Annotated in this window: 23 protein-coding genes; 12 read left to right on the top strand and 11 right to left on the bottom strand. The window is 74.0% G+C overall.

Going from position 1 to position 24,728, the window contains the following annotated elements; translation table 11 throughout:
* Positions 1-9 precede the first annotated feature (9 nt).
* Positions 10-1,968, top strand: coding sequence for a S9 family peptidase (locus CFP66_RS16985; protein ID WP_094925156.1), 1,959 nt, complete (start codon positions 10-12; stop codon positions 1,966-1,968).
* A 161-nt stretch (positions 1,969-2,129) separates the two neighbouring features.
* Here CFP66_RS16985 and CFP66_RS16980 read toward each other — a convergent pair whose 3' ends face one another.
* The 4 genes from CFP66_RS16980 to CFP66_RS16965 all read right to left on the bottom strand — a co-directional run bounded on the left by CFP66_RS16980 (position 2,130) and on the right by CFP66_RS16965 (position 5,395).
* Positions 2,130-3,002, bottom strand: coding sequence for an amino acid ABC transporter permease (locus CFP66_RS16980; protein ID WP_094925154.1), 873 nt, complete (start codon positions 3,000-3,002; stop codon positions 2,130-2,132).
* Entirely contained in the window at positions 2,999-3,649 is a 651-nt protein-coding gene (locus CFP66_RS16975; RefSeq protein ID WP_198961500.1) for an amino acid ABC transporter permease, read from the bottom strand. Before CFP66_RS16975 ends, CFP66_RS16980 begins: the two co-directional genes overlap by 4 nt.
* Before the next feature lie 75 nt (positions 3,650-3,724).
* Complete coding sequence (locus CFP66_RS16970) at positions 3,725-4,627, bottom strand: glutamate ABC transporter substrate-binding protein (RefSeq protein WP_094925150.1); 903 nt, start codon at positions 4,625-4,627, stop codon at positions 3,725-3,727.
* Between the two features lie 39 nt (positions 4,628-4,666).
* A complete protein-coding gene (locus tag CFP66_RS16965) occupies positions 4,667-5,395 on the bottom strand; it encodes an amino acid ABC transporter ATP-binding protein (protein WP_094925548.1) in 729 nt (242 codons plus the stop codon).
* Positions 5,396-5,521: 126 nt separating this feature from the next.
* Between CFP66_RS16965 and CFP66_RS16960 the strand changes: the two genes are divergently transcribed.
* Together CFP66_RS16960 and CFP66_RS16955 are read left to right on the top strand one after the other, a co-directional pair.
* Complete coding sequence (locus tag CFP66_RS16960; protein ID WP_094925148.1) at positions 5,522-6,193, top strand: response regulator transcription factor; 672 nt, start codon at positions 5,522-5,524, stop codon at positions 6,191-6,193.
* A gap of 5 nt (positions 6,194-6,198) precedes the next feature.
* Positions 6,199-7,641 (top strand): HAMP domain-containing sensor histidine kinase, encoded by a 1,443-nt coding sequence (locus tag CFP66_RS16955; RefSeq protein WP_094925146.1) that lies wholly within the window; start codon positions 6,199-6,201, stop codon positions 7,639-7,641.
* A 10-nt stretch (positions 7,642-7,651) separates the two neighbouring features.
* On the opposite strand, the gene CFP66_RS16950 is transcribed toward CFP66_RS16955, so the two are convergent.
* Complete coding sequence (locus CFP66_RS16950) at positions 7,652-8,095, bottom strand: ABA4-like family protein (protein ID WP_094925144.1); 444 nt, start codon at positions 8,093-8,095, stop codon at positions 7,652-7,654.
* Positions 8,096-8,102: 7 nt separating this feature from the next.
* Complete coding sequence (locus tag CFP66_RS16945; protein WP_143517278.1) at positions 8,103-9,002, bottom strand: hypothetical protein; 900 nt, start codon at positions 9,000-9,002, stop codon at positions 8,103-8,105.
* 102 nt (positions 9,003-9,104) lie between these two features.
* On the opposite strand from CFP66_RS16945, the gene CFP66_RS16940 reads away from it, so the two are divergent.
* On the top strand, positions 9,105-9,788 hold the full coding sequence (locus CFP66_RS16940) for a TetR/AcrR family transcriptional regulator (RefSeq protein WP_143517277.1): 684 nt from the start codon (positions 9,105-9,107) through the stop codon (positions 9,786-9,788).
* Between the two features lie 6 nt (positions 9,789-9,794).
* Here the strand turns inward: CFP66_RS16940 and CFP66_RS16935 are convergent, their stop codons facing one another.
* Positions 9,795-10,778 (bottom strand): TAXI family TRAP transporter solute-binding subunit, encoded by a 984-nt coding sequence (locus CFP66_RS16935; protein ID WP_094925140.1) that lies wholly within the window; start codon positions 10,776-10,778, stop codon positions 9,795-9,797.
* A 137-nt stretch (positions 10,779-10,915) separates the two neighbouring features.
* On the opposite strand from CFP66_RS16935, the gene miaB reads away from it, so the two are divergent.
* Together miaB and CFP66_RS16925 are read left to right on the top strand one after the other, a co-directional pair.
* Positions 10,916-12,379, top strand: coding sequence for a tRNA (N6-isopentenyl adenosine(37)-C2)-methylthiotransferase MiaB (miaB, locus tag CFP66_RS16930; RefSeq protein ID WP_094925138.1), 1,464 nt, complete (start codon positions 10,916-10,918; stop codon positions 12,377-12,379).
* Positions 12,376-12,855: a hypothetical protein gene (locus CFP66_RS16925; RefSeq protein ID WP_094925136.1), complete on the top strand. Its 480-nt coding sequence runs from the start codon at positions 12,376-12,378 to the stop codon at positions 12,853-12,855. Before miaB ends, CFP66_RS16925 begins: the two co-directional genes overlap by 4 nt.
* Before the next feature lie 163 nt (positions 12,856-13,018).
* Here the strand turns inward: CFP66_RS16925 and CFP66_RS16920 are convergent, their stop codons facing one another.
* Together CFP66_RS16920 and CFP66_RS16915 are read right to left on the bottom strand one after the other, a co-directional pair.
* On the bottom strand, positions 13,019-13,906 hold the full coding sequence (locus CFP66_RS16920) for a DUF559 domain-containing protein (RefSeq protein WP_143517276.1): 888 nt from the start codon (positions 13,904-13,906) through the stop codon (positions 13,019-13,021).
* A 287-nt stretch (positions 13,907-14,193) separates the two neighbouring features.
* A complete protein-coding gene (locus CFP66_RS16915) occupies positions 14,194-15,438 on the bottom strand; it encodes a DUF349 domain-containing protein (RefSeq protein ID WP_369805095.1) in 1,245 nt (414 codons plus the stop codon).
* Between the two features lie 1,139 nt (positions 15,439-16,577).
* On the opposite strand from CFP66_RS16915, the gene miaA reads away from it, so the two are divergent.
* A complete protein-coding gene (miaA, locus tag CFP66_RS16910) occupies positions 16,578-17,480 on the top strand; it encodes a tRNA (adenosine(37)-N6)-dimethylallyltransferase MiaA (protein WP_233159489.1) in 903 nt (300 codons plus the stop codon).
* Position 17,481: 1 nt separating this feature from the next.
* Positions 17,482-18,321, top strand: coding sequence for a diaminopimelate epimerase (gene dapF, locus CFP66_RS16905; RefSeq protein ID WP_094925130.1), 840 nt, complete (start codon positions 17,482-17,484; stop codon positions 18,319-18,321).
* Positions 18,322-18,327: 6 nt separating this feature from the next.
* Here dapF and CFP66_RS16900 read toward each other — a convergent pair whose 3' ends face one another.
* Complete coding sequence (locus tag CFP66_RS16900) at positions 18,328-19,557, bottom strand: MFS transporter (RefSeq protein WP_094925128.1); 1,230 nt, start codon at positions 19,555-19,557, stop codon at positions 18,328-18,330.
* A 51-nt stretch (positions 19,558-19,608) separates the two neighbouring features.
* On the opposite strand from CFP66_RS16900, the gene CFP66_RS16895 reads away from it, so the two are divergent.
* The 3 genes from CFP66_RS16895 to CFP66_RS16885 all read left to right on the top strand — a co-directional run bounded on the left by CFP66_RS16895 (position 19,609) and on the right by CFP66_RS16885 (position 23,070).
* Complete coding sequence (locus CFP66_RS16895; RefSeq protein WP_094925126.1) at positions 19,609-20,124, top strand: transcriptional regulator; 516 nt, start codon at positions 19,609-19,611, stop codon at positions 20,122-20,124.
* Between the two features lie 460 nt (positions 20,125-20,584).
* The gene (gene hflX, locus CFP66_RS16890) at positions 20,585-22,054 is read left to right on the top strand and encodes a GTPase HflX (protein ID WP_094925124.1); all 1,470 of its coding nucleotides are present in this window, start codon (positions 20,585-20,587) and stop codon (positions 22,052-22,054) included.
* Positions 22,055-22,065: 11 nt separating this feature from the next.
* Positions 22,066-23,070, top strand: coding sequence for a hypothetical protein (locus CFP66_RS16885; RefSeq protein ID WP_094925121.1), 1,005 nt, complete (start codon positions 22,066-22,068; stop codon positions 23,068-23,070).
* An 88-nt stretch (positions 23,071-23,158) separates the two neighbouring features.
* Here the strand turns inward: CFP66_RS16885 and lexA are convergent, their stop codons facing one another.
* Positions 23,159-23,941, bottom strand: a complete 783-nt coding sequence (lexA, locus tag CFP66_RS16880) for a transcriptional repressor LexA (RefSeq protein WP_094925118.1) — start codon at positions 23,939-23,941, stop codon at positions 23,159-23,161.
* Positions 23,942-24,183: 242 nt separating this feature from the next.
* Here lexA and CFP66_RS16875 point away from each other — a divergent pair, with 242 nt between their 5' ends.
* Positions 24,184-24,642, top strand: a complete 459-nt coding sequence (locus CFP66_RS16875) for a hypothetical protein (protein WP_094925115.1) — start codon at positions 24,184-24,186, stop codon at positions 24,640-24,642.
* The last annotated feature ends 86 nt before the right edge of the window (positions 24,643-24,728 follow it).

The following is a 24,728-nucleotide window of genomic DNA, read 5'->3' as shown; positions in this document are numbered from 1 at the left end:
CGTGCAGACGTGACGATCGCGCCCTACGGTTCATGGTCCACTCCCATCACCTCCGAGCTGGTCGTGGCCGCCGCGGTGCGGCTGGGAGAGGTGCACGTCGACGGCGCCGACATCGTGTGGTCCGAGGGGCGGCCCGCGGAGGGCGGTCGCACGCAGCTGGTGCGCCGTGCCCCTGACGGCACGACCGCCGACCTGCTGCCCGAGGGGATGAACGCGCGCACCGCCGTGCACGAGTACGGCGGCGCCGCCTGGTGGGTGCGCGACGGCGTGGTCTGGTTCGCGAACTGGGCCGACCAGCGGCTGTACCGCATCGCGCCCGGCGGAGAGCCGGAGCCGCTCACCCCCGAGCCGGCCACGCCGCGCGCCGACCGCTTCGCCGACGGCGAGGTGGCCCCGGACGGCGCCACGATCGTCTGCGTGCGCGAGCGGCACACCGGGCCCACCGCCGCCGACGTCCGCAACGAGGTCGTCCGGCTCGCCGCGCACACCCCGTCCGAACCGGAGGTGCTGGTCACCGGCCCGGACTTCGTGGCCGCGCCGCGCCTGAGCCCGGACGGCGCCACCCTGGCCTGGCTGCGGTGGGACCACCCGTCGATGCCGTGGGACGACACGCAGCTCGTGGTCCGCGACCTCCGCACCGGGGAGGAGACCGTGGTGGCGGGCGGGCCGGGGGAGTCGGTCCTGGAGCCGCGCTTCGAGCCGGACGGGTCGCTGCTGTTCCTGTCCGACCGTTCGGACTGGTGGAACCTCTACCGCTGGACGCCCGGCGCCGACATCGCCCCGGTCGTACGCCTGGACGCCGAGCTCGGCGTGCCGGCCTGGGTGTTCGGGTCCGCGCGCTACGTGCAGCTCGGCGACGGGAGGGTCGTGTACGCGCGGTGGCGCGACGGCCGCGACGGGCTCGCGGTGCGGGAGACCGACGGCGCCCTGGTCGACCTGGACGTGCCGTTCTCCGCGATCGCCGCGGTGCGCGGGGCCGACCCCGGATCGGTGGTGGTGATCGCGGGCAGCCCGACCGAGGAGCCCGGCGTGCACCGCGTCGACGTCGCCACCTCGGTGGTCGAGACGCTGCGCGCCCCCCGGGATCTCGGGCTGGACCCGGCCGGGATCTCGCAGCCCGAGCACCTCACGTTCGACTCGGTGGACGGCTCCGGCGCGCCGCGCAAGGCGCACGCGCAGTTCTACCCGCCGGCGTCGAACGACTCGACCGGCCCGGAGGACGAGCGCCCGCCGCTGCTGGTGCAGATCCACGGCGGCCCGACCGGATCCGCCACGCCGGTGCTGAGCACGAGCGTGCAGTACTGGACGAGTCGCGGCGTCGCGGTCGTCGACGTCGACTACGGCGGCTCCACCGGGTACGGGCGCGCCTACCGCCAGGAGCTGCTGGGGGAGTGGGGCGTGATCGACGTGGCCGACTGCCTCGCCGCCGCCCGTCACCTCGCCGAGCAGGGCCGCGTCGACGGCGAGCGGCTGTGCATCCGCGGCGGCTCGGCCGGCGGCTTCACGGTGCTCGCCGCGCTGGCCCGCGAGGACACCCCGTTCGCCGCCGGCGCCGACCACTTCGGCGTGGCCGACCTGGCGGCGCTCGCCGCCGACACCCACAAGTTCGAGAGCCGCTACCTCGACCGGCTGGTGGGCCCCTACCCGGAGGCCCGCGACGTCTACGAGCAGCGCTCCCCGATCCACCACGTGGACCGCTTCACCCGCCCGCTGATCGTGCTGCAGGGCGCCGAGGACGAGGTGGTCCCGCCGAACCAGAGCGAGATGATCGTCGACGCGCTGCGGGCGAAGGGCACGCCGGTGGCCTACCTGCTGTTCGACGGCGAGCAGCACGGCTTCCGGCGGGCGGAGAACATCCGCCGGGCCCTGGACGCGGAGCTGAGCTTCTACGCCCAGGTGCTCGGCTTCGACCTGCCGGCGGAGGAGGGCATCGAGCCGGTGGCGATCGAGAACCTCCGCGCATCGTGAGCGTGATCGTCTAGTTCAACAGCTGGACTTCGTGCGCTGCGCGGCAGCACCGCGGGCCGGCAATGGGCGATGATCGGCGGTTGTCGATCCGGCCGTGGTGGAGAACCCGGGTCGTGAGCCGGGCCGGGGTGCCGACATCGGCGGCGGCACCCCGACCGGGATCAGCCGCCGCCACCGCCTGCGGTGTCCAGTCCTGCCGGGGCGGCCACGGCGGTCGTGCGGGACCTGGAGAGCCGCCGCTCCACGTACTCGGCGAGCTTGCCCAGCCCGTAGTTGAGCAGGATGAAGATCACGGCGACCAGGAAGTAGATCTGGATCGGGTTGCGCAGCTCCTGGACGATCAGGTTCGCCGTCCGGACGAACTCCATGTAGGTGATGATGAAGCCGAGCGAAGTGTCCTTGACGATCACGACGAGCTGGCTGATGAGTGCCGGGAGCATGATCCGGAAGGCCTGTGGCAGCAGGATCGAGGACAACACCTGGCCGCGCGTGAGCCCGAGCGAGTAGCCGGCTTCGGACTGGCCGCGCGGGAGCGACTGGATCCCAGCGCGGATGATCTCCGCGATGATCACGCAGTTGTAGGCGGTCAGGCCGATGACGAGGTACCACAGCAGCGGCAGGTCGAGCCCCACCTCGGGCAGCACCCGAGCGGCGAAGAAGATCGCGATGACGACGGGCACCCCCCGGAGCAGTTCGACCACACCGACGACCAGCCACCGGTACCAGGGCGCCGCAGTGATCCGGGTGACGGCGAGAGTGGTGCCGATGACCAGCGCGAAAGCCAGGGTCAGGACTGCCGCGGTCAGGGTGGCGACCAGCGCGTTGCCGAGCAGGGTCCACACCGCGGGGAAGGCGCGGTCGGTGGGGTTGAACAGCGGCGACCAACGCTCGCCGTCGAACTGCCCGCTCGCCCCCAGCCGGAACGCCACCACGACGAGCACAGCGGCGATGATCACGCCGGCCACGACGCTCGAGATCATGGTGCGGCGCCGGGTCACCGGACCCGGTGCGTCGTAGAGGACAGATGCGGTCATCGCGCGACGGCCACCTTCCGCTCGAGCACGCCGAGCAGGAGCCCGGCGGGGATGGTGAGGATCAGGTAGCCGAGCAGCACGCCGGTCAGTGCGCCCACCGCGGCGTAGCCCTGTGCTGAGGTCAGCTGCGTTCCCACCGAGAAGAGGTCGCCGCCGACGCCGAACGCGCCGACGATCGCCGAGTTCTTGATCATCGCGATGATGACGCTGCCCAGCGGGGGCACCACCGTGCGCAGCGCCTGCGGCAGGACGATGAACGACAGCGACTGGGAGAACGTCAGCCCGACCGCGCGGGCCGCCTCGGCCTGCCCGGCGGACACCGAGTTGATGCCGCTGCGCACAGCCTCGCAGACGAACGCCGATGTGTAGACGGTCAGGCCGGCGACGCCGAACCAGAAGTACTGGCCGTTGATCCCGATCTCCGGCAGGCCGAACGCGAAGGCGAACAGCACCACGGCGAGCGGCGTGTTGCGGAAGACGGTCACCCATGCCGCACCGACTGCGCGCAGCGGCGGGACGGGCGACACGCGGAAGCCTGCCAGGATCGTGCCGACCACGAGCGACCCGATCGCGGCGAACACGCAGATCTGGATCGTCCCCCATAGGCCCTGCATGTAGAGCGGGAACTGTTCGACTATCACTCCCACGGGAGACCCCTTCCAGGCGAGCGCGCCGCCGGTGCCGGCCGATCGGCCGGCACCGGCGGTGCCATGGGACGAGCGTCAGCTGCAGGTACCGGCCGGCGGCAGGGTCGGCGCCTCCGGTGCGACCTTCCCGGCGGTGGACTCCCAGGCAGCCTGGTAGGACCCGTCGGCCTCGGCTTCCTTGAGCGTCTGGTTGATGAACTCGCAGAAGGCGACGTCGCCCTTCTTGATGCCGATGCCGTAGGGCTCCTCGGTGAACTTCTGGTCGACGAGCTTGAACTGGCCGGCGCTCTGGTCGATGAGGCCGAGCAGGATGACGTTGTCCGTGGTCACGGCGTCGACCTGGTTCGTGCGCAGGGCGTCGGCGCACTTCGAGTACACGTCGAACAGAACGAGGTTCGCCTCGTCGATGTACTGCTTGATGGTCTCGGACGGCGTGGACCCGGACACCGAGCACACGCGGGCGTTGGCGCCGCGCAGGCTGTCCGGGCCGGTGATAGTGGTGTTGTCGCTGAGGACCATCAGGTCCTGGCCGGCGACGTAGTACGGGCCGGCGAAGCTGACGCGTTCCTTGCGGCGGTCGTTGATCGTGTAGGTGGCGACGACCATGTCGACGCGGTCCTGTTCGAGGACCTCCTCACGGATGGCCGACGGGGCCTCGGAGAAGGTGACGCCGTCCGGCTGGATGCCCAGCTTGCCGGCGATGATCTTCGCGATCTCGACGTCGAAGCCCTCGGGCTGGTCGGAGAGCCCGGTGGCGCCGAACAGCGGCTGGTCGTACTTGGTGCCGACGCGGATCGTGCCCGCCTCGGCCAGCGCGGCCATCGTGGTGCCGGGCTCGAAGGCGGCGTCCTCGGCGACCGGGGGCGCCGGCGGTGCGTCACCGCTGAGCGAGGGGGCGTCGCCGCCCCCGCAGGCGGTCGCGGTGAGCACGAGGGCCGCCGTGACAGCGGCGACCCGGGTGATGTGGGAGAGGCGCATGATCGTGCTGGTCCTTCCGTCGGGAAGCAGGTCGTGCAGTCAGTGGGTGAGGATCTTGCCGAGGAAGTCCTTGGCGCGGTCGGACGCGGGGTTCGAGAAGAACGTGTCGGGGGTGGCGTCCTCGACGATCTCGCCGTCGGACATGAAGACGACCCGGTGGGCGGCGCGCCGGGCGAACCCCATCTCGTGGGTGACGACGAGCATCGTCATCCCCTCCTTGGCGAGCGTGGTCATCACGTCGAGGACCTCCTGGACCATCTCCGGGTCCAGGGCCGAGGTGGGCTCGTCGAACAGCATCACCTTGGGTTTCATCGCCAGCGCCCGCGCGATCGCCGCGCGCTGCTGCTGACCGCCCGAGAGCTGTGCGGGGTGCTTGTCCTTCTGGTTCGCGATGCCGACCCGCTCGAGCAACGCCATGCCGTTCTTCTCGGCCTCGTCCTTGCCCGACTTGCGCACCTTGATGGGGCCCAGCGTGACGTTCTCGAGGATCGTCTTGTGCGCGAACAGGTTGAAGCTCTGGAACACCATGCCGACGTCGGCGCGCAGCGCGGCGAGGCCCTTGCCCTCCGCGGGCAGCGCCTGGCCGTCGACCTCGATGGTGCCGCTGTCGATCGGTTCGAGACGGTTGATCGTGCGGCAGAGCGTGGACTTTCCCGACCCCGACGGGCCGAGCACCACGACGACCTGGCCTCTCGCGACCTCCAGGTCGATGTCGCGCAGGACGTGCAGCTCGCCGAAGTGCTTGTCGACGGACGCCATCCGGATCATGGGGATGTCGGTCATATACGGCCTCCGGGCATGGCGGGACGCTAGGGCGGACTGGTCCGTCCAGTCCAGCACCTTGAGCTACCCATAGGGTTTCGCTCCTATAACGCTCTTGGGGAAGGTGGGGACGTGCACATCCTGCTGGTCGAGGACGACGACCGCGTCGCGGCCGCGCTGCGCCCCGCCCTGCACCGCCACGGCATCGCCACCACGCGCCTGGCCACCGGCCGCGAGGCGGTCGAGCACCTCTCCGGTGTGGACGTCGTGCTGCTCGACCTGGGGCTGCCCGACGTCGACGGCGTGGACGTCTGCCGGGAGATCCGCGAGGTCAGCGATGTGCCGGTGATCGTGGTGTCGGCGCGCGGCGAGGTGGACGACCGGATCCTCGGCCTGCACTCCGGCGCCGACGACTACCTCGTGAAGCCCTACGACATCAACGAGCTCGTCGCGCGCATCCACACGGTGTACCGGCGGCGTCGGCAGTCGGCGCCGTCCGGCCCCGAGGAGGTCGTCGAGTTCGACGACGTGGTCGTCGACCTGCACAAGCACGCCGTCACCGTCGCGGGCAAGCAGGTGAACCTCACGCGCAAGGAGTTCCAGGTGCTCGCGCTGCTGGCGACGTCGGGCGGTGCGGTGTGCACGCGCAGCCGCATCGTCGCCGAGGTGTGGGGGCGTACGTGGGCGGGCGCCAACCGCACGCTCGACGTGCACGTGGCCACCTTGCGCACCAAGCTCGGGCGGGCCGACCTCGTGCAGACCGTTCGCGGCGTGGGTTATCGACTCGGATCTCCGGAACAGTAGGCGGGATGCGCGCCCGGCTGCTGGTCATCGTGCTGTTCCTGGTGGGGCTGCTCGCCGCCGGGCTCGGGGTGCCGCTGGCGTTGTCCTACGCGCAGGCGCGGCAGCTGACGATGTTCGCGGACCGGTTGACCGACACGATCTTCTACGCCTCGGTCGCGGAGCGCCCGATCACCCAGGCGGACACCACGGGGCTCGAGGACGAGCTCATGCGCTACGACGAGGTCTACGGGGTGGCGGTCCTCGTGCTCGACGAGGACGGCGATCTGGTGGCCACCTCCCGCCAGCCCCCGCCCGTCCTCGACGCGGACGCGCGGGAGCGCGTGGAGCTCGCGCTGGCGAACCGGCGCTCCGAGGTCTACCCGTTGTTGCTGCCGTGGGACGAGCGCCCGCTGGTGCTGGCCGAGCCGGTGCTCGTGGACACCGAGGTGCGCGGGGTCGCGGTGACCGTCTCGTCGACCGACGGCCTGCGCGCCGAGGAACTGCGGGTGTGGGCGCTGGTCGCGGCGGCCGGGCTGGTGGCGCTGGCGCTGGGCGTCGTCGTGGCGCTGCCGATCGTGCGGTGGATCCTGCGGCCGGTGCACCGGCTCGACGAGGGCACGGGCCGGGTCGCCGCCGCCGTGCTGGCCGGCGCCGACCCCGAGCCGGTGGCGGACGGGTCGGGGCCGCCGGAGCTGCGGCAGCTGTCGGTCTCGTTCGACCGGATGACCGCAACCGTGGCGCAGGCCTACGCCGCGCAGCGCGCGTTCGTGGCCGACGCGAGCCACCAGCTGCGCAACCCGCTCACCGCGCTGCACCTGCGCCTGTCCAACCTCGACGGGCACGTGGAGGCCGCCGCGGCCGAGGAGCACGTCGCCGCGCTCGAGGAGGCGCAGCGGTTGACGACCCTGCTCGACGGCCTGCTGGCGCTGGCCCGGGCCGAGCGCACGGCGCCACCGGTCGTCGTCGAGGTCGATCCGGCGGTGGAGGACCGGCTCGAGGCGTGGCGCCCGCTCGCCGAGCACGAGGAGCTGCGGTTGGTGCACGGCGGGGTGAGCGGGCTGCGGGTGCGGGCGCCGGAGAACGCCATCGAGACCGTGCTCGACGCGGTGCTCGACAACGCCGTCAAGTACGCGCCGGCGGGCAGCGCGATATCCGTGCACACGGCGACAGCGGACGGCCTGGTGGAGATCGCGGTGCGCGACACCGGCCCCGGGATGCCACCGGAGGAGCTGGAGCGCGCCACCGACCGGTTCTGGCGCAGGTCGGGGCAGAGCAACATCGAGGGCACCGGGCTCGGCCTCGCGATCGCGGCCCGCACCCTCGCGGTGGCGGGCGGTGAGCTGGTGCTCGACCTCCCCCCGGGTGGCGGGCTGCGGGTGGTGGCGCGGCTGCCCCGGGCCGGCGAGGACCCCGGCGACGCGCCCCAGCCGGATCCCCCGCAGGGCCGTGGACCGGCTGTGGGGTGGTGAACGGCCCCGGTCAGGCCGGTTGCGCCACCTCGCGCCGGGAGGGCAGCAGCGCGCGCAGCGCCAGGTACGCGAGCAGGCCGAGCGGCGCGAGCAGGATCGTCAGCACGAGCACCGGGGCGGTGACCAGCGGGTGGATGCCGCGCTCCCGGGCGTCGAGGTGGATCCAGCGCCCGACGAAGAGGTCGAACGCGATGAAGTGCGCCCAGCCCGCCGCAGCCCCCGCGGGTACGCCGAGGAGTGCCGCCACCCCCACGAGCTGGGGCGAGGAGACCGCGGCGAGGAACCCGGCGAGGTCCGGGAGGACGAGGGCGGCGTAGACGAGCATCGGCGGCACGACGATCAGCGGCGAGCCGATGATCCGGCGGGTGACCGACCAGCCGGGCGCGAGGATCATCAACGCCCAGAACGGCGCGGCGAGCGGGAACGTGAGCGTGAACAGCAGCTGCGGGTCCATGGGGGCCTCAGGGGGTCGCGGTGGCGGTTGACGGGTGGCGGCGGGCGGCGCCGCGCAGCACGGCGGCGAGCGCACCGCCGGTGCCCGCGAGGACGACCGCGAGCGCGGCGAGGGTGAGGGCGTCGGGGGCGAGCAGGGGCTGGCCGCGCAGGGCCTGCCAGGTGAGCAGCACGACGAGCGCGCCGTAGCCGGCGGCGGCGACCTGCACGGTGTGGACGCGCGCGGTCTCGTCGAGCCTGCCGGCCACGGCCGCGAGCCCGGCGGCCAGCAGCGGGAGCAGTTGCAGCGCGTGCATGCCGACGAAGTGGCTGATCCGCAGGTCGCCGCCGGTGGTGCTCCAGCCGACGAACGGCAGGCCCGGCCCTCCGTCCGCCACTCCCACCGCATGCGCGCCGTTGGGTGCGAGCAGGAACCCGACGGCCATCCCGGCCAGCCCGACCAGCAGCCCCAGCCGCACCGCAGAGCTCGTCACGCGGTCGGCCGGTCGTTCGCGCAGGAACCGCAGCGCGACGGCCACGGTCGCCAGCCAGAGCCCGGTGATCGTCGCGCCCATGACCGCGAAGAGGAGGGCGTCGAACAGCGTGTCGTCGTTGAAGTGGCTGCGCACCCCGCGAGCCGCCTGTCCCACGATGATCAGCTGCTCCAGGCCGAGAGCCGCCACGATGGCCCACGCGGTGCGGTGCATCGCCGATCCCGGCAGCCGCGAGAGCATCCACGCCAGCGTGGCGGAGTACAGCATGATCGAGAGGGAGAACTTCACCGGCTTGAACCACAGTGGTGCGCCCAGCAGGGTGCGCTGGTCGATGACGGCGAGGACCGCCGTCACGAGGGTGAGGGCGGCCATCACGACCGCCAGCCAGTAGAGGCCGGGATGCCCGCGACGGGCGTCCGCGAGAACCGTGCGCATGACCGCTCCTGCCTGACAGTGTTAGTCTGTGCGAGCGGCGCCAGTATGTGGGCGTGTGTCTAACAGTGTCAAGGAGAACTGTCGTTGCCAGTTGAAGGATCGGTGCGAGACCGTCGGCGGGCCGAGACCGTGCACGAGATCAAGGTCGCCGCGCTCGAACAGCTCGCCGAGGGCGGGCCAGGGGGCCTGTCGCTGCGCGGCGTCGCGCGGGCCGTCGGCATGACCGTGCAGTCGCTCTACCACTACTTCGACAGCCGCGACGCCCTGCTCACCGCGCTCGTCGTCGACGGGCACCGTGCGCTGGCCTCCGCGGTCCAGGAGGCCGCCGAGGCCAGTCGCGGCCGGGCGCACGTGGAGCGGCTGTTCGCGGCCTCCAACGCCTACCGGCGCTGGGCGCTGGCGAACCGCGCCGCGTTCCTGCTGCTCTACGGCACACCGGTGCCCGGCTACGAGCCGCCGTCGAGCGAGGAGGTGGTCGGGGCGTCCGCCGGCTTGGCCGCGCCGTTCCTCGAGGTCGTCTTCGACGGGTGGAGCGCCGAGGAGCTCGCCCGCGTGCCCGTGCAGCCGGGGGCGGAGCGGCTCGCCGCGGTCGACCCGGGCCGCGTGCCGCTGCCCGTCGGCGCGCTCGCGCTGTTCTACGAGCTGCGCGCCCAGATGCACGGCTTCGTGATGCTCGAGCTCGTCGGCCACCTCACGCCGATGGACTCCCTCGCCGAGGACCTGTTCCAGGGGATGATGCACCGTGCGACCGACCAGCTGGCCGCCGCCCGGGGGACCGCCGGCTGAGCTGCCTCAGGGGTCCTTCTCGTCCCGGAAGAACCGCTCGGCGCCGGGGTGCAGCGGCACGGGCTGCGTCCCGATCGCGGCCCGCAGGTCGATCGTGAGCGCCGCCGGGCTCACGGCCGCCAGCTGCTCCTGGGCGGCGAAGAGGCCCTCCACGAGCGCGCTCGCCTGCGCGTCGGGCATGCCGGCACCGACGATCAGGAAGTTGCGCACGAGCAGCGTGCTGACCGGCTCCGGGATGCCGTAGCTCTGCGCGGGCACCGTGCCCGCCGCGTAGGCCGGGAACGCGGCCCGCACGGGTGTGATCAGGTCCTCCAGGTTCAGCAGCCGGATCGGGCGCAGCGCCGCCAGCTCCGTGACGCCCCGGGTCGGCAGTCCGCCGGACCAGAAGAACGCGTCGATCTCGTGGCGGGCCATCGCCTCGACCGAGTCGTTGATGCCCAGCTGGAGCGCCTGGAAGTCGGTCGCGACGGACAGCCCCGCCGCGGTCAGCAGCCGCTCGGCGATCACCCGCACGCCGGAGTCGGGTGCGCCGACCGACACGCGCGCGCCGCGCAGGTCCGCCAGCGTGGCGGCGGGGAAGTCGGCCGGCACGACGACGTGCACGACATCGTCGTAGATCCGGGCGAGGGCCCGGGGTGCGCGCGGGTCGCTCGGGGGCGTGCGCACCAGTTGGTCGGCGGCCGTGTCCACCTGGCTGAACACGAGGTCCGCGATGCCGTTCGCGAGCCTGTCCAGGTTGTCCACCGAGCCCGCGGTGGACAGCACGGTGGGGCGCTCGTCGAGCTCCAGGCGCGCCTGCCACACATCGGCCAATGCGTTGCCCAGGTTGTAGTAGACGCCCTGGGTGCCACCGGTCGCGAGGGTGAGACGTACGCCCGCGAACGGCGAGGAGCAGCCGGAGAGCGCGGGGAGGGCGCCGAGCGCGGCGACGCCCGCCAGCAGCCCGCGCAGGACGCGGCGGCGGTCCACCACGTCGCTCCGGGCCTGCATGCGGGCATCCTGCCGTGCCCGGCCGATGCGGTCGACACGGCGGGCACGGCCTACCCTCGTTGTCGTGACCGAGCGTGCGAGGTCACCATCGGCGCAGCCCGGGGGCACGGCCGTGACGAGCGCAGCGAGGAGGGGTCGTGACCCGCAGCTACACCGTCCGCACCTACGGGTGTCAGATGAACGTGCACGACTCCGAGCGGATGGCCGGACTGCTCGAGGCGGCGGGCTACGAGCGGTCGACGTCCGACGAGGCCGACGTGGTCGTGTTCAACACCTGCGCCGTGCGGGAGAACGCCGACAACCGGCTCTACGGCAACCTCGGGCACCTGCGTCCGGTGAAGGACGCCCGCCCCGGCATGCAGATCGCGGTGGGCGGCTGCCTCGCGCAGAAGGACCGCGACACGATCGTGCGCAAGGCCCCGTGGGTCGACGTCGTGTTCGGCACCCACAACGTGCACGCGCTGCCCACGCTCCTCGAGCGCGCCCGGCACAACGAGGCCGCGCAGGTGGAGATCGCCGAGTCGCTCGAGGTGTTCCCGTCCACGCTTCCGGCGCGGCGCGAGTCGGCCTACGCGGGCTGGGTGTCGATCTCCGTCGGGTGCAACAACACCTGCACCTTCTGCATCGTCCCGTCGCTGCGCGGCAAGGAGAAGGACCGCCGCCCCGGCGACGTGCTCGCCGAGGTGCAGGCGCTGGCCGCCGAGGGCGTCCTCGAGGTCACGCTGCTCGGGCAGAACGTCAACTCCTACGGCGCTGAGTTCGGCGACCGCGGCGCGTTCGCGAAGCTGCTGCGGGCCTGCGGCGACGTCGACGGGCTGGAGCGCGTGCGGTTCACCTCCCCGCACCCCCGTGACTTCACCTCCGACGTCATCGCCGCGATGGCCGAGACGCCGAACGTGTGCCCGCAGCTGCACATGCCGCTGCAGTCGGGCTCCGACGACGTGCTGCGCCGGATGCGCCGCTCCTACCGCTCGTCGCGGTACCTGGCCATCCTCGACGAGGTGCGCGCGTCGCTGCCCGAGGCCGCGATCTCCACCGACATCATCGTCGGCTTCCCCGGCGAGACGGAGCAGGACTTCCAGGCCACGCTGGACGTCGTGGCGCAGGCGCGCTTCTCGCAGGCGTTCACGTTCCAGTACTCGCCGCGCCCCGGCACCCCCGCCGCGGGGCTGCCCGACCAGCTGCCCAAGGCCGTCGTGCAGGAGCGGTACGAGCGGCTCGTCACGCTGCAGGAGGAGATCTCCTGGCAGCAGAACCGGGCCCTGGAGGGACGCACGGTCGAGGTGCTCGTCTCCACCGGCGAGGGCCGCAAGGACGGCGCCACCCGCCGGATGAGCGGTCGTGCCCGCGACGGCCGGCTGGTGCACTTCGCGCCCGGCGAGCTCGCGGTGCGGCCCGGGGACCTGGTCGAGGTCACGATCGGCTACGGCGCCCCGCACCACCTCGTGTCCGACGGGCCGGTGCAGACCCACCGCCGCACCCGGGCGGGCGACGTCCACGAGTCCGGCGTGCGGCCCGGCGGCGCGCCCACCGGCCTCGGCCTGCCGAGCTTCGGTGCGCCGCCGGCCCAGCCCGCGGCGGCCTGCGGGACCAACGCGTGACCGAGGAGGACGAGGACAAGGTGCCCGAGGAACTCGCCGCTCTCGACGCCGAGCTTCGCGACGCCGAGCGGCGCGGCACGCGCGCGATCGACCCGGGACCCACCGGGCTGGTCGTGTCGGTGGCGATGCTGGTGCTCATCGGCGGCACGATGCTGCCCTGGACCGGCTCGGTACACGGCTGGGAGGTGCTGGCCGGCCTCGCCTCGCTCGGGATCCTCCCGCCGCTGTTCTCGGCCACCTCGCTCGGCTTCGGGCTGGTGTGCTCCGCGCTCGCCCTGGCCACGCGCTGGTGGGGCCTCGCGTGGCTCTCGGCCGTCGGCTGCGGCATCTCCGTGGTCACCGGGGTCTGGGCCATCTGGTCGCGGCAGATCGCGGTGCCGTTCGGTGCCACGGGGCCGGGCATCGGGCTGGTGCTGTCGGTGCTCGCGGTGCTGGTGCTGGCGGTGTCCTGGGTGCGGATCGCGACCCGCCGCTGAGTCCTGGCGCGGGCGGCCCGGAGGTCGCCGGCTGCGCGGTCTCCTGCCCTGATGGTTGCGAGTGGCCCGGGGCCGCGGGTCGGGTTCGGAGGTCCCCGGCACGATGATCGCCGGCCAGGTGCACGAGCGGCGTCATGCCGCCGGTTGTGCGCCGATCTGGTGATCACGCCTTCGCGGCGGAGGCCAGGAGGGCCGCGCGGATCTCGGCGACCACGTAGCCGGGGCGGTTCGTGAGGTCGTGCCAGGTGAAGCGCAGGACGACCCAACCGTCGCGGACGAGGGCGTTGCCCTTGCGCCGGTCGGTGCGGAACCGCTCGACGTCCGTGTGCCAGGCCCAGCTGTCGATCTCGATCGCGATGCGGGCGTCGGGGAAGGCGAGGTCGATCAACCAACCCTGGAACGGCAGGCCGACCTGCCACCCGCCGATGCCGGCGTCACGCAGGAGCCGCAGCAGGATGCGCTCGGCCGCGGAGGCGGCGCGGTCGGCGGCCGCCGTGAGCAGCGCGGCGATCTCTGCGCCACCTCGCGAGCCCAGGTTCCGGCAGTAGGCGCTGTACACCTGAGCGAACGGCACGTGCTTCTGGAGCGCGCGGTCGAGGAAGCCCGAACCGTCCGGCACCGCGATCGCCGTCTCGAGGGCTGTCAGCGCCCGACCGGTCACGGCGAGCTCCTGGACGCGGACGCGGTCGGCCGAGTGCAGGTCACGCCGCCGCATCCGGATCCCGGGCCGGCTGCGCTTCCCCCGGTGCCGCGGCACCGTCACGCCGATCTCCTGCGGCGCGCACTCGAGCATGGCGTGCCACCACGCCGCCGCCGGCCCGCACACCGTGGCGTCCTCGCCCGCAGACAGTCCCGCCGCCCGGATGCGGGCCCGGTGGGTGAAGCGGTGGCCGCCCGCGAGGTACACCCGCGGCGCCACCTGGCCCCAGCCGTCGTCCTCGGCCCGCTGCCGCAAGGTTCGCGCCGGGAGGCCGTGCTCCTCGGCCTGGCGGCACGTGATCAACCCGTCCTGGCGCCGGAGCAGAGCGAGGAGGCTGGGGTTCGTGGCCATGGTCGGCAGCATGGCGCTCGCGCCCGACCCGCTGGGGCCGTTCGACAGAACTCAGCACGATGATCGCCGGGTCGGTGCACGGACGGCGATATGACGCCGGTTCTGCACCTGTCCGACGATCACGGCCTGCGGGCGACGCCGCGACCGGGCACCTGCGGCGTCTGCGGGCCCTGTGACCGCCCCTCCCGAGCGGGTGATCGCCGGATGGGTGCACCAGCGGCGACGGACCGCCGCCGGTGCACCCGTCCGGTGATCATGCAGTGGTTCACCCACCCCCCCGGAGGTGCTCAGCGGTGCTGCACCGCCTGCTCCGCGGTGGAGAGCCACTCGCGCCACTGGTCGGCCTGGTTCTGGGCCTGTTCCGCCCGGCGGGCGTCGCCGGCGGCACGGGCCTTCTCGGCCTGTGCCTCGAACTGGGCCACGCGCTCGCGGAACTGCTCCACGCGCGCCTCGGCCTCCGGGTCGCTGCGCCGCCACTGCCGGTCGGCGGCTTCGCGCACCTTCTCCTCCACCGCGCGCAACCTGCCCTCGAGCGGACGGATCTCGTCGCGCGGGACCTTCCCGATCTCCTCCCACCGCTCCTGGACCGCGCGCAGGGCGGCCCGTGCGGCGGTCGGGTCGGTGGGGTCGATCTTCTCGGCCTCGACGAGCAGGGCCTTCTTGGCCTCGGCGTTCGCCGCGAACTCGGCGTCGCGCTCCGCGAAGGTGTCGGACCGGCGGGCGAAGAAGGTGTCCTGGGCGGTGCGGAAGCGCTGCCAGAGGGCGTCGTCGGAGTCCTTCTGGGCCCGGCCGGCCGCCTTCCACTCGGTCATGAGGTCGCGGAAGCGCGCGGCGGTGGGACCCCAGTCCTCGGAGTCGCTGATCTTCTCGGCCTCGAGGACCAGCTCCTCCTTGCGGGCCTTCGCGGTGGACCGCTGACGGTCCAGGTCGGCGAAGTGGGAACCGCGCCTGCGGTTGAACGACTCCCGAGCCTTGGAGAACCGCTTCCACAGCTGCTCGTCGGTCTTGCGGTCGATGCCGCGGATGGTGCGCCACTCGTCGAGGATCGACTTGAACCGGTCGCCCGCCTGCTTCCACTGCGTGGCCTCGGCGGCGAGGGTCTCCGCCTCGGCTGCGAGCTCCTCCTTGCGGGCGATGGCCTCGGTGCGCTGGGCCTCGCGAGCCGACCGCGCCACCCCGATGGCGTCGTCGGCCGCGGTGACCAGCTCGTCCAGGCGGCTGCGGATGCCGACCAGGTCACCGACGACGGTGGCCTCGTCGAGCCCGTCACGCAGCGCCTTCGCGCCGCTCAGGGTGTGCTTCGGGTCGGCGCCGCCGGTGGCGAGCCGGGTGATCAGCAGCTCCACCTCGGTGAGCATGTCGTCGAACCGGCGGGCGAAGTGCGCGAGCCCTTCCTCCGGCGCGCCCGCCTGCCAGGAGCCCACGACCCGCTCACCGTCGGCGGTGCGCACGTAGATGGTGCCCTCGGCGTCCACGCGGCCCCACCGGCCGGGGTCGGCGCTCGCCTCCGGGACGGGGGAGGTGTGGGTCACCGGCTCGGGGGCCGGGGCGGGCGTCGACTCGGGCCGGGCGGCCGCGGGCGGCGGCGCGGGGCGCGGGGGACCCGGTCGCGGTCCGGGCGGCGGGCCGGGGACCGGCGGACGACCCGGTCGCGGCGGCCCGGGGACGGGCGCGGCGGGCGGGCCCGCGGGTGCCGCGTGCCCAGCGGGTGCGGGGGCACCGCCGGGGCCGTCGGCCGGGACGGCGGCGCGGTCTGCGGGGTCGACGGCAGGGCCGTCGGTGGGCGCGGTGACAGGGCCGTCGGTGGGCGCGGCGGTCTGTCCAGGTGTGGCTGCCGCGCCCTCGGCGGGCAGGGCGGCTTCCGTGGCGGACGGCTCGGACGCCGACTGCACGGCGGCGGCCGGGCCCGCCCCGTCGGCGCCGGACGGCCCGGGAGCAGCCTGGCTGGAGGAGGGGCCGTCCGTGGTGCCGGCAGCGGCCGGCGGATCGGCCGGCAGGGCAGCCTCCGTTGCGGCGGGGTCGGTGGCCGGTCCGGTCTGCTGCGGCGGGTCGTCCGGCGTCGGGCCCGGGTCCTGGCTCGTGCCGTCGGCGGGGGTGGCGCCGGACGGGGCGTCGGCCGCCGTCTGCGTGGCCGGGTGCACCGGGCTGTCCCCGCCGAAGGCGGGAGCGGTGGCGTCGACCTCCACACCGGCACCCGGTTCGGATCCCGCGCCTGCGCCGTGCGCCTGCGCCGTGGTGTGCCGCTGCTGGTCCGTCGCCCGGTCCCCGACCGGCTCCGGCCTTGCGCTCCCCTGATGCTCCGACACGGTCGTCCTCCTCGCTCCGGCCCGCCGGCGGCGGCGGGCGCCCCGCCCGGGGGCGGGGCCGTGCACGTCGGCCGTCGCCGGTTCACCCGGAACCGGCGGCCGTCCCGCGATTCAAACAGCTCGGCGGTCGGACCGGAACAGCCCGGACGGGCGCCGGGCCGCGGACGGGCGGTCCGCGGCGGCGAGCCGCACGTCGGACGGCCCGCCGAATGCGCCTCCCGCGCCGTGATCCCCACCCGCGCCGTGCCCTCTACGCTGCGCTGCGTGCTCTCGACGGTCGCCGTGCTCCCCGAGGTGCCGTTGCTCGTTCCCGAGCCGGTGTCGCGGGTCGCAGATCTCACCGCGGCCGACCGGGCGCCGCAGCCGTGACCCGCCTCGTCGCCGTCGTCGGACCCACCGCCACCGGCAAGTCCGACCTGGGGATCGCGCTGGCCGCGGCGTTGCACGGCGAGGTCGTCAACGCCGACGCGATGCAGCTCTACCGCGGCATGGACATCGGCACCGCGAAGCTCGGCCCCGCCGAGCGGGCGGGCGTGCCGCACCACCTGCTGGACGTCCTCGACGTCACCGAGGCAGCCTCGGTGGCCGCCTACCAGCGCGACGCGCGGGCGGTGGTGGAGCGGTTGCTCACCGCGGGCCGGACGCCGGTGCTGGTGGGTGGCTCGGGGCTGTACGTGCAGGCCGTCCTGGACGAGCTGGAGTTCCCGGGCACCGACCCGGCCCTGCGCGCCGAGCTCGAGGCGGAGCTGGCCGAGCACGGCCCCGCGGCCCTGCACGCGCGGCTCGCCGCGGTCGACCCGGCCGCGGCGGAGGCGGTGCTGCCCAGCAACGGGCGCCGGATCGTGCGCGCGCTGGAGGTGATCGCCCTGACCGGCCGGCCCTTCCCGGCACGGCTGCCCACCGGCGGCGCGCCCCGCTACGACGCGGTGCTGCTCGGTGTCGACCGGCCCACGGGAGAGCTCGACGAGCGGGTGGCGCGGCGGGTGGCCCGGATGTTCGCCGCCGGCCTCGTCGACGAGACCCGCGTCCTGCAGGCCCGGGGGCTGGCCGAGGGGCGCACCGCCTCCCGTGCGCTCGGCTACCAGCAGGTGCTCGCCGCCCTGGACGGGGACGGCGACCTGGGTGCCGCGGCCGCCGAGACGGTCCGGGCCACGCGCCGGTTCGTCCGCCGCCAGCGGTCGTGGTTCCGGCGGGACCCCCGGATCCGGTGGCTGGATGCCGGCTGCGGTGAGCTGATCGCCGACGCGCTGCGCCACGTAGGCTCGTGAGGTGCGTTCCGGCGAGGTCCACTTCAGCAAGGGGCACGGCACGGAGAACGACTTCGTCCTGCTCCCCGACCCCGACGGCGTGCTCGACCTGACGCCCGGGCGGGTCGCCGCGCTCTGCGACCGCAGGCGCGGGATCGGCGCCGACGGCGTGCTGCGCGTCGTCCGCTGGGAGGCGCTCCGCGACGGGCCGGAGCCGGTACCCGGGGTCGAGTGGTTCATGGACTACCGCAACGCCGACGGCAGCGTCGCGGAGATGTGCGGCAACGGTGTGCGCGTCTATGCCCGCTACCTCGAGCACGCCGGCTGGCTGCCCGGGGACGGCTTCCGGCTGGGCACCCGTGGTGGCGTGCGCACGGTGCGCGTCGCAGGCGACGAGGTCTCCGTCGACATGGGCGCGGCCGCCGTCGGGGCGCTGAGCACGGCGAGCGTGGACGGGCACGCGTTCGCGGGCGTCGCCGTCGACGTCGGCAACCCGCACCTGGCGTGCGTCACCGACCTCGCGATCGACGACCTCGACCTCACCCGCCCACCCGGCCACGACCCGGCCGTGTTCCCGCACGGCGTGAACGTCGAGTTCCTGACCCCGCTCGACGCCGGTGGGGTCAGCATGCGGGTGCACGAGCGCGGCGTGGGAGAGACCCGCTCGTGCGGTACGGGCACCGTGGCGGCCGTGGTCGCCGCGCTGCGCCACGCAGGCCGCCACACCGGCGAGGTCGCGGTGCGCACGCCCGGCGGGCGGCTGCGGGTCACCGTCACCGACACCACCACGGTCCTGCACGGTCCGGCCGTCCTCGTGGCGCACGGCGCGCTCACTCCCGAGTGGTGGGCCGGCGCCGCCTGAGTGCGTTCAGCCCGGCACGCCCGTCGGGAGGTCGCGCAGGCGGCGCAGTGGTGAGGCCAGCAGCCACAGCGGGGCGAGCACCGTGCCGACGCCCGCCACGAGCAGCGTGGCGCGCAGGCCCAGCAGCTCACCGAGCGCTCCGCCGAGCAGGCCGCCGAACGGGATCGTCCCCCACACCAGGAAGCGGATGCTCGCGTTCATCCGGCCCAGCAGCCGGTCCGGGCAGACCGTCTGGCGGAAGCTGACCTGCGCCACGTTGTAGACGACGCCGCCGTAGGCCACGGCGAACGTGCCCACCGCGAACCAGACCAGGCCCGCGCCGGGCGTCGTCAGCGGGATCACCAGGGCGATCGGCCCCGTCACGAGCAGCGCCGCCACGAGCGTCCGTCCCTGCCCGAACCGGCCGACCCAGCGACCGGCCGTGAGCGCACCGAGCACCCCGCCGACGCTGCCGGCGGCCAGCACCAGCCCGACCGTCCCCGCCGCCAGCCCGAGCTCGCCCGCGAGGAACAGCACGGAGACGGCGGCGAGGACGCCCCCGAACAGGTTCGCCGTCCCCGTGCACAGCGCGATCGGGCGCAGCAGCGGGTGGCCGAGCACGTAGCGCAGGCCCTCGCCCATGTCGGCGCGCAGGGTGCGTGCCGGGTCGCGCGGCGCCACGACCTCTGCGGTGCGCATCCGGTGCAGGAAGGCAGCCGAGACGAGGTAGCTCGCCGCGTCCAGCAGCACCGCGCTCGCGGCGCCGACGAGCTGCACGAGCCCGCCGCCCAGCGCCGGCCCGGCTGCCTCGGCCGCGGCCCGCGTCGATTCCAGCTTCGTATTGCCCTCGACGAGCCCGCCGCGGCCGACGACAGCGGGCAGCACCGACTGGTAGCCGACGTCGAAGAACACGGTGGCGAGCCCGCCGAGCAGCGCGACGGTGATCAGCTGCCCGAAGGTCAGGTGCCCGAGCCACCAGGTCACCGGGATGCTCGCGAACAGCACGAACCGCACCAGGTCGGCCGCGATCATCACCGGCCGCCGCGGCAGCCGGTCCACGACCACCCCGGCCGGCAGGCCCACCAGCAGGAACCCGGCGCGTTCGGCCGCGACGAGCAGCCCCATCTCCCAGGGCGACGCGCCGAGCGCGGTGGCGGCGAGCAGGGGCAGTGCGAGGTGACCGACCATCGTGCCGACCTGGCTGAACGTCTCACCCGACCACAGCAGCATGAAGTCGCGGTGGCGCCACAGGCTCATGCGTCGAGCCTGGCCCACTGATTGGAAAGCGTCAATCACTAGGCTGCCCGGATGAGCGTCGAGCGTCGCAGGCCCGCCACCGAGGCGGAGGCCGCCACCCTGGCCTCGGCCGTCCGGCTGCGGATCATCCGGCTGACGCTGCAGGAGCCGCTGACCAACGCCCAGATCGCCGCGCGGCTGCACCGCGACCCGGCCACCACGCTGCACCACGTCCGGCGCCTCGTCCGCCACGGCTTCCTGGAGGCGCTCCCGGCCCGGCGGGGGCCGCGCGGCTCCCGGGAGATCCCCTACCGGGGTACGCGGCTGTCCTGGTCGCTGGAAGGAGGCGGTGACCCGTCGCTCGCCGAGGCGATGCTCGAGGCCTACCTGGACGAGGTCACCGAGGTCGGCGTCGCCGCGCTCGAGCAGAGCAGGCTCGCCGTCCGGCTCTCGCCCGCCGACGCGTCGGCGCTGCGGGCCGAGCTCGGCGCGGTGCTCGACACGTACGCCGCACGACCGGACGTCCCCGGCGGCGTGGAGGTGGCCGTCTACCTGTCGGTGTACCCGGGGCGATCCGAGGGGGCGTGACTCCCCGCCGGACCCCCCTGCGGGGCCACACACGGGTGTGCGCGCTGACCGTGTGAAGCAGTGGGCGGTGCGCCGCGACCCGACCGGTTGGCGTCACGCGCGGTCGCATAGGGGCAGGCCAGGCAGGTACCCGCTGGACATCCGACCCCGTACAGGAGGAAGAGATGAACACCAGGATCAAGCGGGCCGCGGCCGCGTCCGCTCTCGGCCTCGCCATGGGGCCTGCTGGGCCTGACCGGCCCCGGCGGGCGGCGCCGCAACACCGTGGACCACCACGGGGGTGCGACGACGAGGTAACGACGACGAGGTGACGTGACACCCGGGTTCCGGCGCCGGCCCCGCGGAGGTGGTGGCCGGCGCCGGTGCCGGTCATCCGGCCGTGCCCGTCCGGGCACCGGTCGGCGACGCGCGGAATCAGACACGACGCCCGGAGCGTTGACGTGGGAGCATGACTTCCACGATGACTGAACCCGCCCTGTCCACCCCCACCGATTCGACGGCAGCCGACGACCTGCTCCGTGCCACCCAGGGTGACTACGAGCTCGAGGAGCGCAGCTCGCTGCGCCGCGTCGCCGGGCTCTCCACCGAGCTCACCGACGTCACCGAGGTCGAGTACCGGCAGCTGCGCCTGGAGCGCGTCGTGCTCGTCGGGGTGTGGACCGAGGGCAGTTCCGAGCAGGCCGCTGCCTCGCTCGCGGAGCTGGCCCGGCTCGCCGAGACCGCGGGCTCGCAGGTGCTCGACGGCCTGGTCCAGCGTCGGCCCCGTCCCGACCCCGCCACCTTCATCGGAGCGGGCAAGGTCGACGAGCTGCGCTCCGCCGTGCTCGCCACCGGCGCCGACACCGTGATCGCCGATGGCGAGCTCTCGCCCGGCCAGCTGCGCCAGCTGGAGGAGAAGCTCAAGGTCAAGGTGATCGACCGCACCGCGCTGATCCTCGACATCTTCGCCCAGCACGCCCGCTCCAAGGACGGCAAGGCGCAGGTCGAGCTGGCCCAGCTGTCCTACCTGCTCCCGCGCCTGCGCGGGTGGGGCGAGGCGTTGTCGCGCCAGGTCGGTGGCCGCGCCGCGGGCGGCGTCGGGATCGGCGGCCGTGGCCCCGGTGAGACCAAGATCGAGCTCGACCGGCGTCGCATCCGCAACCGCATGGCCAAGCTGCGCCGCGAGATCTCCGGCATGAAGCAGGTGCGCGCCACCCAGCGCAGCGAGCGGCGGCGCAACGACGTCCCGTCGGTCGCGATCGTCGGCTACACCAACGCCGGCAAGTCGAGCCTGCTCAACGCGCTCACCGGTGCGGGCGTGCTCGTCGAGGACGCGTTGTTCGCCACCCTCGACCCCACCACGCGCCGCACGTCCACCTCCGACGGGCGCACCTACACGCTCACCGACACAGTCGGGTTCGTGCGGCACCTGCCCCACCAGCTCGTCGAGGCCTTCCGCTCCACGCTGGAGGAGACGGCCGACGCCGACCTGCTGGTGCACGTCGTCGACGCCTCCGACCCGTTCCCGGAGGACCAGATCAAGGCCGTCCGGCAGGTCCTCGTCGAGATCGGCGATCAGCACGACGGGCGGATGCCGCAGGAGCTGCTCGTGGTCAACAAGACCGACGCCGCGGGCGACCTGCAGCTGGCCCGCCTACGCCACCTGCTGCCGGAGGCCGTGTTCGTGTCGGCCCGGGCCGGCCACGGTGTCCGGCTGCTGCGCGAGCGGATCGCCACGCTGCTGCCCACTCCCGAGGTCGAGGTCGACCTGCTGCTGCCCTATGTGCAGGGCTCGCTCGTCGCGCGCGTGCACGGCGAGGGTGAGGTGCTCAGCGAGGACCACACACCCGAGGGCACCCGGATGCGCGCCCGCGTCGGCGCCGAGCTCGCCACCGCGGTGCTCCCGTACGCGATGGTGGGTGCTCCCGAGGAGAACGGCGCCGCGCACTGATCCGATCGCTGGTGGTCCTGGCGTTCGGCGCCGCACTCGCCGGAGTGCCCGCGCCCTCGCCGGAGTGCGCGGTGGACGACGCCCGGCTCGACGAGCTGTCCGGCATGGTCGTGCACGACGACGAGCTGTGGGCGATGGGCGACGGCGGCCGCCGGGTGCAGATCCACCGGCTCGACCGGTCCTCCTGCGCCGTCCTCGACAGCCGCACCTCCGACATCGACCCGTACGACGCCGAGGACCTCGCCGTCGGCCCGGACGGCGCCCTCTGGGTGGGCGACACCGGCGACAACGAACGCGGGCGCGACACCGTGGCCGTGGTCGTGCTGCCCGAGCGCGGCGACGCCCGCCTGCACCGGCTGACCTATCCCGACGGCCCGCACGACGCGGAGGCGCTGCTGGTGGACGCGAGCGGCCGGCCGTTCGTCGTGACGAAGGAGGTCGGGCGGCCCGCAGGCCTCTACCGCACCGCCGACCCGCCGGAGGGCGTCGGACCCACCCCGCTGCTGCGCGTCGGGGAGCTGGCGCTGCCGGCGTCGGACACCCTCGGCGGTCCGGTGGGCGGCATCGGGTCCCGCGTGGTCACCGGCGCGGCCATGAGCGCCGACGGCACGGTGGTCGCGCTGCGCACCTACACCGACGCCTGGCTCTTCCCGGTGCAGGACGGCGACCTCGTCGGCGCCCTCAACGAGACACCCGTGCGCGTGCCCCTGCCGGACGAGCCGCAGGGCGAAGCGATCGCGTTCGACGCCGACGGCACCCTGCTCTCGGGCTCCGAGACCCGTGGCGGCGTGCTCGGCGAGATCCGTACCGTCCCCGAGGCCACCGCGCTGGCCGGGGCGCCGACCCCTGTGGGAGCGCGGCCCGTCGACACCTCGGGCCCCGCCCCGTCCGGCACCGTGCAGGCCCCCGACCCCGGCCCGCCGAGCTGGTTGCCCGCGGCGCTCGGTGGCGTGGCGGTGGTGGGGGCGCTGCTCCTGCTGAGCGCGGCGGCCACACTGCGAGGCCGCCGACGCTGACCCGCGCATCGGGGTGAACATCACCAGATGGGTGCGGAAACGGCCGGATGTGGCCGGCACTGCACCGATGCGGCGATCATCGCCGGCCTCAGAGCCGCCGCATCACCGCCACCACGCGGCCGAGGATCGTGGCGTCGTCGCCGGCGATCGGGTCGTAGGCGGGGTTGGCCGGCATGAGCCAGATCCGCCCGTCGCGGCGCTTGAGGGTCTTGACCGTGGCCTCGCCGTCGATCATCGCGGCGACGATCTCGCCGTTCTCGGCCACCGGCTGCTGGCGCACGACGACCCAGTCGCCGTCGGTGATGGCCGCCTCGACCATCGAGTCACCGCGGACGTTCAGCAGGAACAGGGTGCCCTCGCCGACGATCTCGCGGGGGAGCGGGAACACGCTCTCGACGGCCTGCTCGGCCAGGATCGGGCCACCGGCGGCGATGTTGCCCAGCAGTGGGACGAAGGCGGGGGCGGGTCGCAGTTCGTCGCCCGCGGTGTCCTCGGTGCCGGCGACGGCCGCCGCGGGCGCGTCGGTGACCTCCTCCGGCCCGCGGACGTCGACGGCGCGGGTGCGGTTGGGGTCGCGGCGCAGGTAGCCCTTCCGCTCCAGGGTGCGCAGCTGGTGGTGCACCGAGGAGGTGGACGTCAGACCGACGGCGTCGCCGATCTCCCGCACGCTCGGCGGGTAGCCGAACCGCTCGACCCAGTCGCGGATCACCTCGAGGACCTTGCGCTGCCGGGGGGTGAGCCCGGCGGGCGCGGTGGGCGGGTCGGGGAACGTGCTCACCCGCGCCGTCGTGACGGAACTCCCGCGCGTAGCGTCCGGGGTGTCGGCTCCGGCCTCGTGGTCGGTTCCGGTGCCGGGCTCGTCCCGTGCCATCTGCTCGCGCCTCCTCGTCGTGGGCGGCGCCGGCCGCCCGCTGCGGTGGGCGGGATGCCGGGATGAGGGCACCCACGCCTCGTTGCGGACGACGGTAGCCCCGATCGTGCTCGTCGCCAAACACATGTTCGAACGACACGCCCGCGTTTCTCGATTCTGTCGGACCGTGGTGGTAGACATCCGCACAGACGTTCGAACACTTGTTCTGGCTCGCGCCAAGCGGGAGAAGCGGAGGCGGCGACATGCACGAGCACGAGGTGAGCGGGCGGCCGGTCCGATACCGGCGGGCAGGGGAGCGGCGGCACGCACCGCGTCGGCGCGCGCGCGGGCCCCGCCCCGTCCGGCCGGGCGTGGTGCCCGTCGCGGTGCGGCCCGCGGAAGCCGAACGGCCGCGGGTGCGCCGGTCCCGGCCGGCGCGGCGTCCGGAGCCGGGGATGCGGGTGCTCGTCCGGCGCCCGCTCGCCGTCCTGCCCACGGGTGGGGCGCTCCTGCGGGTCCGTCGGGCACTGGCCGGGCTGGCCGTCACGGTGGGGGCCGCGCTCGTGGTGGTGGGCCTCGGTCTGCTGGCCGACGCCGCGGCCGCGTCGCGGGCCGCCGAGGTCTCCGAGCGGGTCGCCCCGATCGAGCGGATCGTCACCGAGGGCTCCCTCACTCCGGTGTCGCCGGGCCCCGGGCAGGTGCTGAGAGTGACCTCCGACTGACACTGCGCGCCCGTGGCCGGGCGCTCTCGTGGTGTTCGTCCCGTTCGGACGACATACCGCACCGATTGGGGTGTCCTGCTTTCCCT

It is taken from the genome of Pseudonocardia sp. MH-G8, from assembly GCF_002262885.1.
GTDB lineage: Bacteria > Actinomycetota > Actinomycetes > Mycobacteriales > Pseudonocardiaceae > Pseudonocardia.
Note: the sequence above shows the minus strand (reverse complement) of the source record. Positions and strands in the feature narration are given on the sequence as shown.